Origin of the sequence: Mesorhizobium tamadayense, assembly GCF_003863365.1 — a bacterium.
Taxonomy (GTDB): Bacteria; Pseudomonadota; Alphaproteobacteria; order Rhizobiales; family Rhizobiaceae; genus Mesorhizobium; species Mesorhizobium tamadayense.
In genome coordinates this window covers 1-15,174 of sequence record NZ_RQXT01000092.1, presented here as the reverse complement: position 1 = coordinate 15,174, position 15,174 = coordinate 1, and the positions used below count along the sequence as shown (strand labels likewise).

Annotated in this window: 14 protein-coding genes and 1 pseudogene; 1 reads left to right on the top strand and 14 read right to left on the bottom strand. The window is 59.3% G+C overall.

All coding sequences use genetic code 11. The features are described 5' to 3' along the window. Positions 1-146: 146 nt before the first annotated feature. The 14 genes and pseudogenes from EH240_RS35530 to EH240_RS35465 all read right to left on the bottom strand — a co-directional run bounded on the left by EH240_RS35530 (position 147) and on the right by EH240_RS35465 (position 13,352). Positions 147-1,481: an NAD(P)/FAD-dependent oxidoreductase gene (locus EH240_RS35530; protein WP_125007012.1), complete on the bottom strand. Its 1,335-nt coding sequence runs from the start codon at positions 1,479-1,481 to the stop codon at positions 147-149. Positions 1,482-1,521: 40 nt separating this feature from the next. Then, the gene (locus tag EH240_RS35525) at positions 1,522-1,875 is read right to left on the bottom strand and encodes a cupin domain-containing protein (protein ID WP_125007011.1); all 354 of its coding nucleotides are present in this window, start codon (positions 1,873-1,875) and stop codon (positions 1,522-1,524) included. Positions 1,876-1,887: 12 nt separating this feature from the next. Further along, entirely contained in the window at positions 1,888-2,580 is a 693-nt protein-coding gene (locus tag EH240_RS35520) for an ABC transporter permease (RefSeq protein ID WP_125007010.1), read from the bottom strand. A 1-nt stretch (position 2,581) separates the two neighbouring features. After that, on the bottom strand, positions 2,582-3,295 hold the full coding sequence (locus EH240_RS35515; protein ID WP_125007009.1) for an ABC transporter permease subunit: 714 nt from the start codon (positions 3,293-3,295) through the stop codon (positions 2,582-2,584). Positions 3,296-3,353: 58 nt separating this feature from the next. Then, positions 3,354-4,172 carry a transporter substrate-binding domain-containing protein gene (locus EH240_RS35510; protein ID WP_125007008.1) on the bottom strand — a complete coding sequence of 273 codons (819 nt, stop codon included), beginning with the start codon at positions 4,170-4,172 and terminating at the stop codon, positions 3,354-3,356. A 38-nt stretch (positions 4,173-4,210) separates the two neighbouring features. Then, entirely contained in the window at positions 4,211-4,987 is a 777-nt protein-coding gene (locus tag EH240_RS35505) for an ATP-binding cassette domain-containing protein (RefSeq protein WP_125007016.1), read from the bottom strand. Between the two features lie 53 nt (positions 4,988-5,040). Continuing rightward, a pseudogene (locus tag EH240_RS39495) lies at positions 5,041-5,288 on the bottom strand (aspartate aminotransferase family protein); the annotation flags it as partial. Positions 5,289-5,433: 145 nt separating this feature from the next. Continuing rightward, positions 5,434-5,925, bottom strand: coding sequence for an Lrp/AsnC family transcriptional regulator (locus EH240_RS35495; protein ID WP_125007015.1), 492 nt, complete (start codon positions 5,923-5,925; stop codon positions 5,434-5,436). A gap of 279 nt (positions 5,926-6,204) precedes the next feature. Beyond that, positions 6,205-7,005, bottom strand: a complete 801-nt coding sequence (locus EH240_RS35490; RefSeq protein WP_245436679.1) for an amino acid ABC transporter ATP-binding protein — start codon at positions 7,003-7,005, stop codon at positions 6,205-6,207. A gap of 63 nt (positions 7,006-7,068) precedes the next feature. Then, on the bottom strand, positions 7,069-8,451 hold the full coding sequence (locus EH240_RS35485; protein WP_125007007.1) for an aspartate aminotransferase family protein: 1,383 nt from the start codon (positions 8,449-8,451) through the stop codon (positions 7,069-7,071). A gap of 62 nt (positions 8,452-8,513) precedes the next feature. Then, positions 8,514-9,593, bottom strand: a complete 1,080-nt coding sequence (locus tag EH240_RS35480) for an amino acid ABC transporter permease (RefSeq protein ID WP_125007006.1) — start codon at positions 9,591-9,593, stop codon at positions 8,514-8,516. Continuing rightward, on the bottom strand, positions 9,590-10,714 hold the full coding sequence (locus tag EH240_RS35475; protein WP_125007005.1) for an ABC transporter permease subunit: 1,125 nt from the start codon (positions 10,712-10,714) through the stop codon (positions 9,590-9,592). The genes EH240_RS35480 and EH240_RS35475 overlap by 4 nt, the downstream gene beginning before the upstream one ends. After that, entirely contained in the window at positions 10,711-11,760 is a 1,050-nt protein-coding gene (locus EH240_RS35470; protein ID WP_125007004.1) for a transporter substrate-binding domain-containing protein, read from the bottom strand. The genes EH240_RS35475 and EH240_RS35470 overlap by 4 nt, the downstream gene beginning before the upstream one ends. Positions 11,761-11,846: 86 nt before the next feature. Beyond that, entirely contained in the window at positions 11,847-13,352 is a 1,506-nt protein-coding gene (locus EH240_RS35465) for an NAD-dependent succinate-semialdehyde dehydrogenase (RefSeq protein WP_425374869.1), read from the bottom strand. Positions 13,353-13,459: 107 nt separating this feature from the next. Between EH240_RS35465 and EH240_RS35460 the strand changes: the two genes are divergently transcribed. Further along, a complete protein-coding gene (locus EH240_RS35460; protein ID WP_125007003.1) occupies positions 13,460-14,128 on the top strand; it encodes a FadR/GntR family transcriptional regulator in 669 nt (222 codons plus the stop codon). The last annotated feature ends 1,046 nt before the right edge of the window (positions 14,129-15,174 follow it).

Below are 15,174 nucleotides of genomic sequence, written 5' to 3'. Positions count from 1 at the left end.
AAGGCGATCGGATAGTTAATCGATGGTTAATGGCGGCGCTCGCTCTCAGGGGTTCGCGCATGAAACATATGGCAGGTCCGCCTTGCGCTCCAGGTCGGCCGTCCGAATTCAGATGGTCCATGACGTGATCACAGGGGAAAGAAGGCTCATGATCGCGCTTCCCTTCCATTGCGTCGGAACATCGCGCGCCTATCCCTCCACTCGTAGAGTGAATAGACGATCGGGATGAACCACGGCCTTCCCCGGTAGAAGGGCACTGCCTTCGGCGCTGGATCGAAGTCGAAGGCCGATCGCGCCTTCTCCGTCTCGCCAAGAAGTTTGAAGGCTGCCTTCTTGCCGAGCCAGCGCGCCCAGACCACGCCGGAGCCGCAGAAGCCGGTGGCGTAGACCGTGTCTCCCAGAGAAAACATGCGTGGAATCATGTCTCGGTTCATTGCAACTTGGCCGAACCAGCTATGCGTAAGACCGATGCCCGCCAATTCGGGGAATATGCGGCCAAGTTCGGAGCGCAGGTGTGTGGTGGGGGCAAGCGGGTCCCCTTCCGTCGTGCCGTCGCGCCCGCCAAAGAGAATGCGCGAGCCGTCTGGCGATGGACGGTAGTAGTAGCTGAGTTGCCTCGTGTCGCCGTACATCATGCGCTTGGGCATCAGGCGCTCCATAACGTCGTCACCCAGGGGCTCAGTGGCGACGATGCGGCTGCGCACGGGCACGAGACGACGGCGAAGCCAGGGATCGAAGCCGTCAGTATAGGCGTTGGTGCATACCAGCACCTTCTTGGCGAACACCTCGCCGCGCGTTGTGGCGACACGCACCCCGCCCACCTCAGCACTCGTCCCCAGAACCGCGGTGTTCTCATGGATGACCGCATCTGTCGTCTGGGCGATTCGCAGTATGCCGGAAAGCAGCTTGGCGGGATGCAGCCCACCAATATCCATGCGCACGAAACCGCCAGCGTAGAAGTCGGTTCCAACGTATTGCGACACGTCTGGGCGGGCAACTGAATGCGCCTCAATCCCGAGAAACCGTTGCAATAGCTCGGCATAGCGGCTCAATTCGTCACATTCGTGTTGATTTATCGCTCCATCGAAAAGGCCAGATAGGAAAAAGTCACACTCGACCTTCTCCTCTTCAAGAAAGCGCCAAAGATCCTCTCGCGCAGCCTTTCCCTCCATCAAGATGCCGTTGGCGCGAGCTTCTCCAAACCTCCGGATCAATTGTTTGCGCCCCGGCCTTATGCTGCCGCTCGCCATGCCGCCGTTGCGGCTGGATGCGGCTTGCCCTATCGGCAGCCGGTCGAAAAGCTGAACGCTGCGTCCGGCCCTCGCGAGTTCAATGGCTGCGGACAGGCCCGCATAGCCGCCGCCGACGATGGCGACGTCGCATCGAGGGGCCACCGGCCGCATCGGCAAGGGGGAAAAAGCGCAGTCGTCCCACCAATACGGCGCGGATTTGAATTGGCGCGCGGAATCTTCGATGCTCATGCGTGTGCCTCTTGGCTCAGTCAGCTCTAACGTATTCCGCTCAATCGCGGGATACCCAGAGCTTTCGCGTCGTTTCGATCACCCGCCAGACCCCCGAGAATCCGGGATGCATGACGAAGGCATCGCCCGCTGCGATCCGACGAGGCTCGAACCCGTCCTCAATGAGTTCCGAAACCCCCGAAACGATGTAGCAGAATTCGAAGGTCTCGCCCTTGACGGAACGATAGGCGCCGGGCGTAACCTCCCATACGCCGGCCTGCACCTGGCCATCGGCGGTTTTCGCGATATCCCAAGTCAGAAAACGGGGATCGCCTTCCACGCGTCGTTCCGGCAGCGGTATCCCTCTCCTGGGTTCGGGGAGATTTTTTTGGTCGACAAAGGTAAGCTTTGACATGGAGGTACCCTTTCAGCGTGCGTAACGCGGCTCGAAAGATAGGCGCCTTTCGATGACATTCAGAGCAGTCAGACAGGCGACGTTGATCACGAGATAAAACACAGCGGTGATGACGAAGATTTCCATGATGGCAAATGTCTCGCTCATCAGGCGTTTGGCATAACCGGTGATTTCAAGCACCGTTATGGTGGAAGCAAGGCTCGATTCCTTGACGATAACGGCGACCTCAGTGCTGTAGGAAGGCAAGGCCTGCCGCAGCGCCAAGGGGAACTTGATACGCTGGAAGATCACCCACGGGGACATGCCGCAAGCCTCCGCCGCCTCGATGAGCCCACGCGGCAGCGAGAGGAGAGCAGTGCGAAAAATTTCCGCCGTGTATGCACCCGTGTTGAGAATGACGGCGAGGACGGCAGCATGCAGACTGTCGCCGATCAGCCACCAGAGGATCGCGTTATGGCGTATGAAACCTATCTGAGCGAGGCCGTAATAAATGACGAAGATCTGCACGAGCATCGGCGTGCCCCTGAACACCGCGCAATAGAAATCGGCGCATCTCCGGATCGTGGCGACCTGAGATGTCCGGGCTGTTGCCACAAGAATGCCGAACGGTAATCCAAGGCCGACCCCGAAAAGTGCAATCAACAGGGTTGTCTTCGCGCCGACGAGCAGAAATGGAACTGCATATGTGATGATGCTCAAATCCATTTTAACGCCTACTGAAGCCCCGATTGAAGTATTTTTCGGCGCGGTTGAACAGAATTTGGCTCACAGCGGTCATAGCAAAGAACATAGCTGCCGCCAGGCAATAGAACAGAAGCGGCGAACGTGTGATGCCTGCGGCGACCGCTGCTGTACGCATCAATTCCTGCATGCCGACGACGGATACGAGCGACGTATCCTTGATTGTCATCTGCCATACGTTGTTGATCCCCCCCAGCGCCAGCCTGAGGGCGAGTGGCAGCGTCACGCGAAAAAAGGTCAAACGTGGCGACAACGAAAGCGATCGAGCCGCTTCCAACAGGCCGACGGGAACGGCCTGCAGTGCGCCTCGTATGACTTCTACGGAGTACGCGCATGAGATGGCGGCGATTGCGATGATGCCAACAATGAATGGATAGGCGTTTTCGGCGCTGTCCGCATAGCCGAATGCGGAGGCGATTTTCTGCACCCAATCGACCGAGCCGAAAAACAGGAGATAGATGACCAGCAGCCCCGGAACGCCGCGAATAACGATGCTGTAGGCATCGACAAGCTGAGACAGGACGGGCAGTCGGCGCCAACGAAGAATGGCAAGCGGTATTGCCGACGCCAGCCCTATGACCACGCCAAGAACACCAATCAGGATCGTAACGCCGGCGCCGCGCAGCAGTGCAAGGGTCCAGCCCTTCTCCACCATCAGCACCCAGATATCGTTCAACATGAAAAACATCCTGGGATCGTCGCGGCATTGCCGCGACGATCTGTTGACTGTTGAATGATCACTTCTTGCACGGGATGGTGTAGTCGTCCTTGAACCAGTTTTCCGAGGCCGCTTTTACCTTGCCGTTGTTGATCATCTCGCAGAGCGCAGCGTCCAGCTTGGCTTTGAGCTCGGTATTGCTCTTGCGCAGGCCGACCCCCATACCATAACCCAGTGCTTCGTGATCGTCGGCCCCGGTGACCTTGACATCGATGCGGGCAAAGTTGGCTCCGTCCGGGGAGCCGAGAAAGTCAACCCAGGTTGGGGAATCGCCAAAGGCGGCATCGAGCCGGCCTGTCCCAAGATCGGAATTCTGCTGGGTAGTGGCGTCGTAGGTCTTCAAGTCTGCAGTCGGAATATGTTTCTTGATGAATTTTGCGTAGGTGGTGCCGTTCACTACACCTATGGTCTTTCCTGCCAGCGCCTTTTCAATTTCCGCAAGGCTCTTCAGCCCCACGAGGGGAGAGTCCTTGGGGACCACAAAATACTGGGGCGTGGTTGCGTATGGAATGGAGTAGTCGATCTTTTTCATTCTCTCATCGGTGATGCCAAGACCCGAGATGATTATGTCGAAGCGATCCTTGTCCATCGACGGAACCAGCGAACTGAACGTCTGAACCACGAATTTGCACTTAACCTTAAGTTCGGCGCATATGCCGTTCGCGATATCGGCGTCGAACCCGGTGACGTTGCCGTTGGCATCGGCCATGCTGAATTGCGGCGCGTCGCCTTCGGTGCCGACGCGCAAAACGCCATCGTCGGCCCGTGCGAACCCCATCGCCGCCATCAGAACAAGGCAGGATACGAAAACTGAGCGAAGTGTGTTCTTAGTGCGCATACAATTTCCCCTTTTTGCTTTTTGATTGATTGCCGCCATCAGGCGGCGGTTGAGATGACGCTGGAAAGGAACCGATTCACCGCCTCGGAGGCGGGATTGCAAAACAGTTCTTCCGGCACGGCATCCTGCTCAACGATACCTTTGTGCAGGAATATCATTCGGTTCGACACCTCTCGTGCGAACCTCATTTCATGCGTGACAAGGAGAATGGTCGCTCCCTCGCCGGCAAGCGTTCTGATGACCTTCAAGACTTCGCCGACCAGTTCGGGATCAAGCGCGGAGGTTGGTTCATCAAAAAGCATCAGTTTGGGCCGCATCGCTAGGATACGCGCGATTGCCACGCGCTGCTGCTGGCCGCCCGAAAGCTGGCTTGGATAGCGGTGGCTGAAGTCGGCCATGCCCACCTTCGAGAGCGCGGAAAGAGCTGTTTCTTCTGCTTCCCGCTTGTCCTTCCGCAGAACGTAGATCAATGCTTCGGTTACATTTCCGAGCACAGTCCTATGGGGCCACAAATTGAAGCTCTGAAACACCATGCCGATGCGTCGGCGAAAAACTCTGATATTGGCCGCGTTGACGATTTCCGTTTCATGACGTTCGTTCTGCACAACAGAAATCGCGTCGCCCATCACCTCAATCTCACCCGAACTCGGGGTCTCCAGGAAGTTAATGCATCGTAGAGCGGTGCTCTTTCCTGACCCGGACGAGCCAACGAGGGAAATGACCTCGCCCTGTCGCATCTGGAAGCTCACCCCACTGAGAACGCTGGTCGCGCCAAAGGCTTTGCGAAGTTCGTGAACTTTCAGAACAGGGGACATTATCGAGGCGTCTTCCATGCGTGCCGTTTCCACTCCACCGTTGCTCGGCGCCTTTAGCCTTCGATCGTTTGCGCGACCTCGTTTATGGCCGCCTTGGCGATCGAGACCATCTCATCAATTTCGGACTCCGTCATAACGAGGGGCGGCGCAAACCCTGGAATGTCTCCAGGCGGCATGGCACCGGCAATAAGATTGCGTCGCGCGCCGCCTGGGAGATCCGGCCCCCGACCTTCAGGGCTGGGTCGAATGCCTCTTTGGTCTCGCGGTTCAAAACGAATTCGACGGCGGCCATCATGCCGACGCAGGAGTGGGTAATACAGGCGGAAATCAACCTCCAATGCCTACAGGCTAGACCGCGCCGTGATCAAAAAAGGCCGTTTGGCAGCCTTTATGCAGAGAGATTGTCTGTCTTGGGCCCCTCCGCCAGCATGATCTCTCTTTTGCTGCTATAATGACACCCGCAGCAGGCCTGCCAATGGCAGGACAACTTCCTCTTTCACCGTCTTGGTGACGATGTAAGTGAAATAGCGATCGATGCCCATCTCGCGCATAAGAATTGCATCTACCAACTCCTGGTAGGCTTCGATGTCGCGCGCCATCACTTTCAGAACGTAGTCGACACCCCCACCAACCGACCAGCAGGCGACGACTTCCGGAATGTCGCGTATGACACGTTCGAATAGAATGAAATCGAAGTGGCGATGATTGCGGAGTGTCACTTCCATCAGCACGGTGGTAACGGGCGTTACTGTCCGCACGGCGACTTTCGCATGGTAGCCGGAAACGATACCCGCCTTTTCGAGCTTTCTCAGCCGCGTCCAGCATGGCGAGGGCGACAACCCAACTTTCTCGGCCAGCGCCAGCTTGGTTATGCGTCCATCGCGTTGGATGGCATCCAGGATGCGCAGATCGACGGGATCGAGTTTCATTGGGACCATGGACCAGAACTTTCTCGCGTGGCCGGCAAACAACACCCGCCGACCCATCGATGGCTGGTGGGTAGTCCGAGCGGTTGGTGCATATGGTCAGCCGCGTAGATGGCGGGCGCGTTGGAAATAATGCCGCCACCTGGATGAACGGTATCGAATAGGACATCACAGTCCAATCGGAGCATTTCTTGTCGATGGCCGCCCACAGGATCCTTGTCGAACTGGCGCGGGGCGCGAGGACCTCAGGCCGGACGGCGCCTCGCACAACCGCTTCTTGCGCAATGCGGGTCAATTCAATATCTGGCTCAGGAACATCCTGGTGCGTTCATGCTGGGGATTGTCGAAGAACTCGGCTGGTGTGTTCTGCTCGACGATCCGTCCCCCGTCCATGAAGACTATCCTGTTGGCGACCTGACGCGCGAAACCCATCTCGTGCGTGACGCAGATCATGGTCATGCCGTCCTCGGCAAGCGTCACCATCGTCTCGAGCACTTCTTTGACCATCTCCGGATCGAGCGCCGACGTTGGTTCATCAAACAACATGATGCGCGGGTTCATGCAGAGGGAACGCGCGATAGCTACTCTTTGCTGCTGCCCACCCGAGAGCTGGCTGGGATATTTGTGCGCCTGCTCAGGTATCTTCACCCGCGCCAGGAAATGCATCGCGCGCTCCTCCGCCTGCTTCTTCGGAATCTTCCGGACCCAGATCGGCGCAAGCGTGCAGTTCTCGAGAATTGTGAGATGGGGAAACAGATTGAACTGCTGGAACACCATCCCGATATCCCTGCGGACCTCGTCGATCCTCTTGAGGTCGCTGGTAAGTTCGATCCCGTCGACGACGATGCGCCCTTCCTGATGCTCCTCGAGCCTGTTCATGCAGCGGATCATCGTCGATTTGCCAGACCCGGATGGACCGGCCACCACGATGCGCTCGCCTCTCATGACCCTGAGATTGACGTCAGACAGAACCTGGAACTCACCGTACCACTTGTTCACTCTCGTGATTTCGACTGCGACATCGGTCGCGGATATTGCCGTCGCTTTCACTGGTCCCTTCCTGTTGATCGAGTTCAGTGTCATGCCGCTCATGTCGTTGTCCTCATGTTGGTGCTGGCCGCCACGAGCAGACCGCTTGCTGGCGACTTTGGGATCTCAGTAGGCGGGCTTGCCGCTGGCGATCCATCGAACCGTATCCTCGAGCGTTCTTTCGAAGGCGCTGACCAGTTCCTCGATCTGGTCTTCGGTGATGATGAGGGGCGGGCAGAACGCGATCGTATCCGTGATGGCCCGAACCACGAGGCCATGATCATGAGCGCGATGAAATACGTAGGCACCGACCCGGCCTGGTTCGTCGAATTTGGCTTTGGTGGATTTGTCGGCCACGAGCTCCACGCCTGCGATCAGGCCGGCCCCCCGAACTTCGCCGACAAGGGGATGATCTGCAAGCGCGGCGAGCCTTGATTGCAGAACACGGCCCATCCTGGCCGCGTTTTCGACAAGATGTCGCTCCTCGATGATTGCTATGTTCTCCAACGCCACCGCGGTAGCCACCGGATGGCCACTTCCGGTGTAGCCGTGCCCGAAAGTGCCGATCTTTCCCGTGTTATCGGCCACCGCCTTGTAGATCGCATCGCTTATGACGACCGCTGCCAATGGCTGGTAGGAAGAGTTAATCTGCTTGGAAAGCACCAGGACGTCTGGCTGGATGTTGTAGTGTTCACTTCCGAACATCGTCCCCAGACGCCCGAACCCAGTGATGACCTCATCAGCCACTATTAGAATGTCATTGCATCGGCATACCGCTTGGACGCGCTCCCAATATTGGTTCGGAGGAGGAATCACCCCACCGGCAGACATCAAGGGCTCGCCGATGAAAGCGGCGATTGTTTCCGCGCCTTCCTCTGCGATCACAGCCTCGAGCTCGCCGATTAGCCGGTCGACGAACTGTGCCTCGGTCTCGCCTTCCTGGCCGAAGCGGTAGTAATGCGGGCAAGTGAGGTGCCGCACGGGGATCGCGGGGAGATCGAAATCCCGGTGATTGTTCGGAAGCCCGGTCAGGCTTCCCGACGCGACGGTGATACCGTGATAAGCCTGCTCGCGCGCAAGGAACTTCTTCTTCTTGGGCCGACCGCAGGCGTTGTTGTAATACCAGAGCAGCTTGACGACGGTGTCGTTTGCTTCCGAGCCCGAGTTCGTGAAGAAGACATGCGACAGATCGCCGGGCGTCATCTCGGCCAGCTTTTCCGCCAGAGCGATCGACGGCATATGCGATTTGTGGCTGAAGATGTGGTAGTAAGGCAGTTTCTCCAGCTGTCTCTTCGCCGCCTCCACGAGCCTCTTTTCCCCGAAGCCGACCGCCACGCTCCATAGGCCCGCCAGACCCTCCAGGTAACGACGACCCTGATCGTCGTAGACATAGACGCCCTCGCCCCTTTCGATGACGACGGGACCGATCGCCTCGTGCCGGATCGCATTGGTGTAGGGGTGCAGCTGATGGGCTATGTCGCGGGCCGCGGTAGAATTCAATACGGACATGACGGTCTCCGGTGTGTCTGGATTTGCCGACTTCGAAGTCAGCGGTGGATCGGTCTGCAGCGCTATCTCCGCTCCCGAGCGAAGTCCTCTTCGAGTCGCCGGGAATGCAGTGACAAGATGAAGCAGAAAGCGAAGAAGGCCGCGCCCACCGCAAGGTAGGCTTCGCCGTAGAAACCCATCCAGACGCCATCGGCGATAGCGCCACGAGCGCCGCCGAGCACGTCAACGAGGCCGATCACGCTGATCAGGGTCGTGTCCTTGATGGACTCGATGAACGTATTGATGATGGCAGGCAAGGCAATCCGGAACGCCTGAGGAAGAACCACGAGACGCGAAACGAGCCCGTCCGGCAGGCCAAGGCTCGCCGCGGCTTCCGACTGTCCGCGCGGAACAGCTTCTAGCCCCGACCGGATCGCTTCGGCGAGATAGGCCGCCTGGAACAGGACAAGCGCGATCTGGGCGCGTAACACCGTGTCGACGTTTCCTCCGAACGGAAGCAACAGCGGAAGCAGGGTTGACGCGACGAAGAGGACCGCGAGCAAAGGAAGTCCCCTGACGATTTCGACATAGGCATCGCAGAACCGCTTGACCACTCCGACCTGGGAGCGACGGCCGAGTGCGATCAAGACGGACAGCGGCAGTGCCAGGATAATGCCGAATGCCGACAGGCCCACGGTGAGGGGAAGGCCGCCCCACTTGCTGGTCGGAACGTCTGGCAGACCCGGCAGGCCACCGCTCATGAGCACGGCGCTCCCGATCATCGTCGCGACCCAAGCGAAGGCCAGCCAGGGCTTCCAGAGGGTTCTGAATCCGCTCGCCACCAACAGGCCAAGGACAAGGAGGACCGTGGCGGTCGGACGCCAGTATTCCTCGGGCGGGTAGCTGCCGAACAGGATGATGTTGTAGCGTGCCCGCAGCATCGACCAGCAGGCGCCACCGGCGGCGCGGCAGTCGTCCGGGGTAGCGGCCCGAAACGTGGCGTCGATGACCGCCCAACGCACGAGCTCGACTGCACCATACGAGACGACGGCCGCGGCAAGGATCGTCACCAGCGCATGGGGCCAAGGATTGAAAAGAGCACCCATCCATTTCGCAATGGTTGGACGTTGGCGGACAACAGCCGAGATGGCGAGGTCACTCATAGCTTCACCACTTGCGCGCGCCTTTCGAGCCGTCGGATGATCATCGACGTGATCAGGCTGAGTGAAAGGTAGATCAGCAGGTAGATGCTGACGGTTTCGATCGCGCGCCCGGTCTGGTTGAGCGCCGTGTTTCCAACGGACACGAGGTCCGGAAATCCGATCAGGACCGCCAGGGTCGTGTTCTTGATCAGGTTGAGATATTGATTGGCCAGGGGAGGAAGCGTGAGCCGGATCGCCTGCGGCGCCTGGACGAGCCAAAGCGAAAGCAGCGTGCTGAGGCCCAGCGACGCGGCGGCTTCGGACTGACCCTTTGGGATCGCTGCCAGGCTGCCCCTGACAATCTCGGCTATGAAGCCGGATGTGTAGAAGCCCAGACCGAACATCATGGCCAGGTATTCTGGGGTCACGCTCCAGCCACCACGGAAGTTGAAGGCCGTAAGCCTTGGCCAGTCCATAGACGTCGTGAGGCAAATCCAGACGACGAGAGATGCGAAGCCCGCCACGCAGAAGGTCAAGGAGATCCGGCTGGCGAACGGAAAGCTACCCAATCTGCTTCTGCCTCGCAGTGACCATTTCCAGACGACCGAAGTCGTTGAGGCGAGGATGACCGCAGCGATGCCCAATGCCCATCCGCCGGAGAAGACCGGCATCGGCAGATAAAGTCCCCGGCTGGAAAGGATCACACCGTCGAAGAGGATCCACGCTTGACGTGGCGCGGGCAACCCGCGAACCGCCGTCGCGCAGACAACGAGAATCAAAAGCAAGGGGACGTTTCGGGTGAACTCCACATACGTCTTTGCCGCGCTGGTGAGTAGCGGGTGGCCGATCCGCGCCGCCAGTCCGACAGCGATGCCGAACACGGTCGCCAAGACAATGCTCGACAGTGCGAGATGAATGGTGTTCAGCAGTCCGGCAGTCAGGGCCCTCAGGTACGTATCGCCTGAACTGTAGGCGATCAACGATTCCCCGATGGGGAATGACGTCGGCGCGGACAGAAATCCGAAGTCGATCGTCATGCCCCGTGCCGCCAGGTTAGCCGAGAAATTGAACGACAGCCACATGACTATGGCTGTGGCTGTCGCCACAAAGACCAGGCCGTGAAGGCGGGTCCGACTGATCATCTCAGCGGAGCCGCGTACATGAGGCCGCCCTTGGTCCAGAGGGCGTTCAGGCCGCGATCGAGCATGAGCGGCGAGCTCTTGCCGAGGTTGCGTTCGAAGCTCTCGCCGTAATTGCCGACCGCGGAGACGACCTTCACGACCCAGTCCTCGGGAAGGCCCAAATCCTTGCCATTGCCGGGAGTCTTGCCAAGAAGTTGTTGTATTTCGGGATTGGTCGAGGAGGTGGCCATTTCCTTGACGTTCGCCTGGGTGATGCCGAGCCGCTCGGCCTCGACAAGTGCGAACATCACCCAGCGAGCGGTCAGGAAGAGCTCGTCGTCACCGCCGTAGACGGCGGGCGCATAGGGTTCCAGCGTGATGAATTCCGGAAAGATGATGTAGTCGCTGGCGTTTCCATGGGCCGCCCGCGATCCGGCAAGATTGCCGTAGTTGCCGCCGAAGGCGTCGCAGCGGCCGCCGAAAAACGCGGCGTCAAGCTGCTCCCACGTACCGAGAACGAGCGGTGTATACTTGAGGCCGCGCGACTTGAAGAAGTTCTCGGTGTTCACTTCGAACGTAGACCCCTGGAGGATGCAGACCGTCGCGTCGGCGAGCTTGTCTGGGCTATCCACGCCGAGGGATTTCGCCACCATGAATGTGTAGCCGTCGAAGTAATTCGGCGAGGTGAAGCGCGCTTTCTGAGCGCCTTCGCGGTTTAGAGTGGTCGTCGTATCATGCACCAGGACGTCGATCTCGCCGGAGGCCAGGAGGACGAAGCGGTCCGAATAGGAAGTCTGGCGGTAAGTCACTTTGGTCGCGTCACCCAGGACAGCGGCTGCCATGGATTTGCAGAAATCGATGTCGATACCCGCAAGGTCGCCGTTCGCCGCCGGCGCCGAGAAGCCTGGAACCGCCTGTCCGACGCCGCAGACCAGGTTTCCCTTCTGCCTGATACCGTCCATGACCTTTCCCGCCGATGCATCGACAGGGGCAAGAAGCGCACCTGCGGCCGCGATCGCCGCGATGCACCCGAGTAGATTGGCACTAGTTCTTCTGAAAGCGTTCATTCTGCATTCCCTCTCTTTTGTTGAACAGAAGACTTCCTCCGGCGCCGCCGTCAGTTGCGGAGCCGATCTGGGTTGCGATCCGCTGGTTACCAGCCAGTCGCGATGTATTTTGTCTCCAGATATTCGAGCATGCCGTGGTGGCCGCCCTCACGGCCCAGGCCGCTCTGCTTCATGCCGCCGAATGGAGCGGCCGCGTCGGAAACGACGCCACGGTTGATACCGACCATGCCGCTCTCGATCCGACCTGCAACGGCGAGCGCCCGTTTCAGGTCGCGGCTGAACACATAGGAAACCAGTCCATATTCGGTGTCGTTCGCCATGCGGACAACTTCGTCTTCCGTATCGAAGGCGACGATCGGCGCGACCGGACCGAAGATTTCCTCGTTCAGGAGAGCTGCGTCGGCGGGGACGTCCGCAAGCACGGTAGGCGGATAAAAGAAGCCGTCACCGTCGTACCGGGAGCCGCCGGTTACGACGCGCGCTCCCTTGGCGACGGCATCTTCGACCAGACTGGCGACCTTGCTCATGGCGGCTTTGGTGATCAAAGGGCCCAACTGGGTCCCCGGGACCAGGCCTGGACCGACTTTGAGCGCCGCCATCTCCTTGCCGAGGCGCCGGGTGAAGTCCTCCAGAATACCGCGCTGGACGTAGAAGCGGTTCGCAGCGGTGCATGCCTCTCCGCCATTGCGCATCTTGGCGGCCATCGCGCCCGCTACCGCGACGTCGAGGTCGGCGTCGTCGAACACGACGAACGGTGCGTTCCCGCCGAGTTCCATGGAGCAGCTGACGACCTGGTCGGCCGCCTCCTTGAGGAGAATTCGGCCGACGCCGGTCGAACCGGTGAAGGAAAGCTTCCTGACCCGCTTGTCATGGAGCAGGGCACTGACGACTGGCCCGGCCGTCCGGGTCGTCAGGACATTCACGACGCCGCCGGGAGCGCCTGCATCGGCCATGATTTCGCCGATCGCCAGCGCGGCGAGCGGTGTCTCCGCCGCGGGTTTCAGGACACAAGTGCATCCAGCCGCCAGGGCGGGAGCAATCTTGCGGGTCGCCATGGCCGCCGGAAAGTTCCAGGGCGTTACCAATACCGCGATACCAATCGGCTCTTGGTTTACGATGATCTGGTTCGCTCCCGATGGCGCGAGACCAAACTCTCCTCGATTCCTGACGGCTTCTTCAGCATACCAGCGGAAGAATTCTGCGGCATATGCCACTTCGGACCGAGCGTCGGCCAGAGCTTTGCCATTCTCGACGGAGATGAGCCTTGCCAGCCAGTCCGAGCGCTCGGTCATAAGATGAAAGCACTTCATCAGCATGTCCGAGCGACAGCGCGGCGATGTTGCCTTCCAAGGCTCGGCAGCAGCAGCGGCAGCATCTACAGCGGCGATCGCATCCGCGACTTCGCCGTCGGCGACTGTTGCAATGACTTGGGCCGTCGAAGGATCGACCACGTCGAAGGCGAGTGCGTTTTTCGCATGCAGCCACCGCCCGCCGATGAAGAGTTGCGTCCGCGCTTTGCCGGCAACGGCGGCCACGTCACTCTGGGATTCCGCGTAAGTCTTTTGTACTGGATTTGGCTTCACGTAGGACATCATCCGCAACCAAATTGGATTAAAACATGCGATCAACTTAACATTGGTCTTGATATTGGTGTCAACATGGATCAAATTGGTTGCGAAAAAAGTTTCGAGGTAGGATGATGAGCGTCGTACTGAAGGATTTCATCGAGGCGGAGGGATTGGAGCCAGGCGACCGCCTGCCACCCGAGCGCGATTTGGCGCTAAAGCTTGGCCTGCCTCGCACCGCGTTGCGGAGGATGCTCGCTTCGCTCGAGAACGAGGGGCGCCTGACAAGGCACGTGGGAAGGGGCACTTTCATCGCAGGCAGCGGAGTCACGTCAACGGCACTACGCCGTCCGCCAGGCAGCGCGGGCGACGCGGTCCGCACCTATCCAGCAGAAGTGTTCGAGACGCGTTTGATCATCGAGCCAAAAGTCGCCGGATTGGCCGCGCTCAGAGCGACGCCGCAGGAGATCGATGAACTACAAAAATCGATCGACAAGGGGAGCGCCGCCGAGACGCTTGTCGAGTTCGAAAAGTGGGATGCCGTCTTTCACCGCATCGTCGTCGAGGCGGCAAGAAACGGTCTTCTTTCGTCACTGTACGAAGTAATCCATGAGGTGCGGGCCGGAAACCTTTGGGGTCGGATGAAAGAGCAATCACTCACACCGGACAGAATGAGGGGATACATCACCAAGCATCGAGAAATTCTAGCGGCCATCAGGGACCGGGACAGCGTAGGGGCGGAGCTAAGTATGTACAACCATATTATGGAAGCGAGGGCGAACATCCTTGGTCCGCACGCATGAAACCATGGACCGAACGTATTTTTAAAGTCGAATACATTCACTGGCTTCGACAAGACAGTCTACGACGACGAGCGCTGAAAACGCGCCTCAAGGCGCCGATGCAACCTCGGCGCCGACCGCGCTATCGACCAGTGGTGGGACGTGGCGGATCGAAACTTGGAAGGAAATGTGGCGTTCGGCCAAGCGGCGGACCGTTGCTTCGCACAAACGAAAGTCTCGTTGGGCCAGCACACCGCTGGAATGGTCAGCTAGCGACCGCCGGCGTCGATCTCGGCTTTTGGGAAGTGTAGCACCCTGCTGGACGTCCGCTACGATGTCAGCGGATTGGCCGCTTGTCGGTAACTTCGTTCGCGCCAACTTTCGGCAAGCGACAAGAAGACACTCGCGTCGTCCGCCACGCAGGCGCCTTTCTGGATGCGACCAACGCTCATCCGATCGCCAACGCAGTGACGGCCGACATCGATGGATAAGGTCGTAGACTGCGGCGACTCCGTTCGATCCCACAGTTTCCTATTAATTGACCTGGAGGCTTGGAACGGCCTCAGCTATGGCGCGACAATCTGGATGAGTCTCACCTTGTTTGTCGCCGCGCACCGCTGTGCACGAAGGACATGCGCGGCAGGCCAGCCTGCTGCTCGGCCGCCATCCTACAGCCGACGCTGGCGACGTCGCCCCTCATCGGGTCGCAGGAGAAGGCGGCCGCGGCCAGCAGTATCGACCGCCTATCAGCGAGTCGGCGAGGCGCTGACATTGTCGACCCATCAACTCAGTGACCTCCCGCCCGAAAGCCACCTCAGCGAGCCGCGTCCTATTGTCAAAACTAGTTGCCTGTCGAGCCACGTTCTCCAGATGGAGGAACTTGGCCTTCAGATCGCGCCGATGCGCCAGTGGAAGTCGCGTGCGGTGGCAGCCTTCCGACTTGGGCAATGCCCAGCGCATCCGCCTTGTCGGTTACTGTGACGAGACGAACAGGATATAAAGCTATTCGGCAGCAGCTGGTCGAGGAAAGCCTCACCGTCATGAAACCGATGAACGAAGAGCATCTG

Excerpts from the sequence above, each read along its gene's own strand:
- EH240_RS35530 (WP_125007012.1), bottom strand. The coding sequence starts at position 1,481 with ATGAGCATCGAAGATTCCGCGCGCCAATTCAAATCCGCGCCGTATTGG.
- EH240_RS35525 (WP_125007011.1), bottom strand. The coding sequence starts at position 1,875 with ATGTCAAAGCTTACCTTTGTCGACCAAAAAAATCTCCCCGAACCCAGG.
- EH240_RS35520 (WP_125007010.1), bottom strand. The coding sequence starts at position 2,580 with ATGGATTTGAGCATCATCACATATGCAGTTCCATTTCTGCTCGTCGGC.
- EH240_RS35515 (WP_125007009.1), bottom strand. The coding sequence starts at position 3,295 with ATGTTGAACGATATCTGGGTGCTGATGGTGGAGAAGGGCTGGACCCTT.
- EH240_RS35510 (WP_125007008.1), bottom strand. The coding sequence starts at position 4,172 with ATGCGCACTAAGAACACACTTCGCTCAGTTTTCGTATCCTGCCTTGTT.
- EH240_RS35505 (WP_125007016.1), bottom strand. The coding sequence starts at position 4,987 with ATGTCCCCTGTTCTGAAAGTTCACGAACTTCGCAAAGCCTTTGGCGCG.
- EH240_RS35495 (WP_125007015.1), bottom strand. The coding sequence starts at position 5,925 with ATGGTCCCAATGAAACTCGATCCCGTCGATCTGCGCATCCTGGATGCC.
- EH240_RS35490 (WP_245436679.1), bottom strand. The coding sequence starts at position 7,005 with ATGAGCGGCATGACACTGAACTCGATCAACAGGAAGGGACCAGTGAAA.
- EH240_RS35485 (WP_125007007.1), bottom strand. The coding sequence starts at position 8,451 with ATGTCCGTATTGAATTCTACCGCGGCCCGCGACATAGCCCATCAGCTG.
- EH240_RS35480 (WP_125007006.1), bottom strand. The coding sequence starts at position 9,593 with ATGAGTGACCTCGCCATCTCGGCTGTTGTCCGCCAACGTCCAACCATT.
- EH240_RS35475 (WP_125007005.1), bottom strand. The coding sequence starts at position 10,714 with ATGATCAGTCGGACCCGCCTTCACGGCCTGGTCTTTGTGGCGACAGCC.
- EH240_RS35470 (WP_125007004.1), bottom strand. The coding sequence starts at position 11,760 with ATGAACGCTTTCAGAAGAACTAGTGCCAATCTACTCGGGTGCATCGCG.
- EH240_RS35465 (WP_425374869.1), bottom strand. The coding sequence starts at position 13,352 with ATGTCCTACGTGAAGCCAAATCCAGTACAAAAGACTTACGCGGAATCC.
- EH240_RS35460 (WP_125007003.1), top strand. The coding sequence starts at position 13,460 with ATGAGCGTCGTACTGAAGGATTTCATCGAGGCGGAGGGATTGGAGCCA.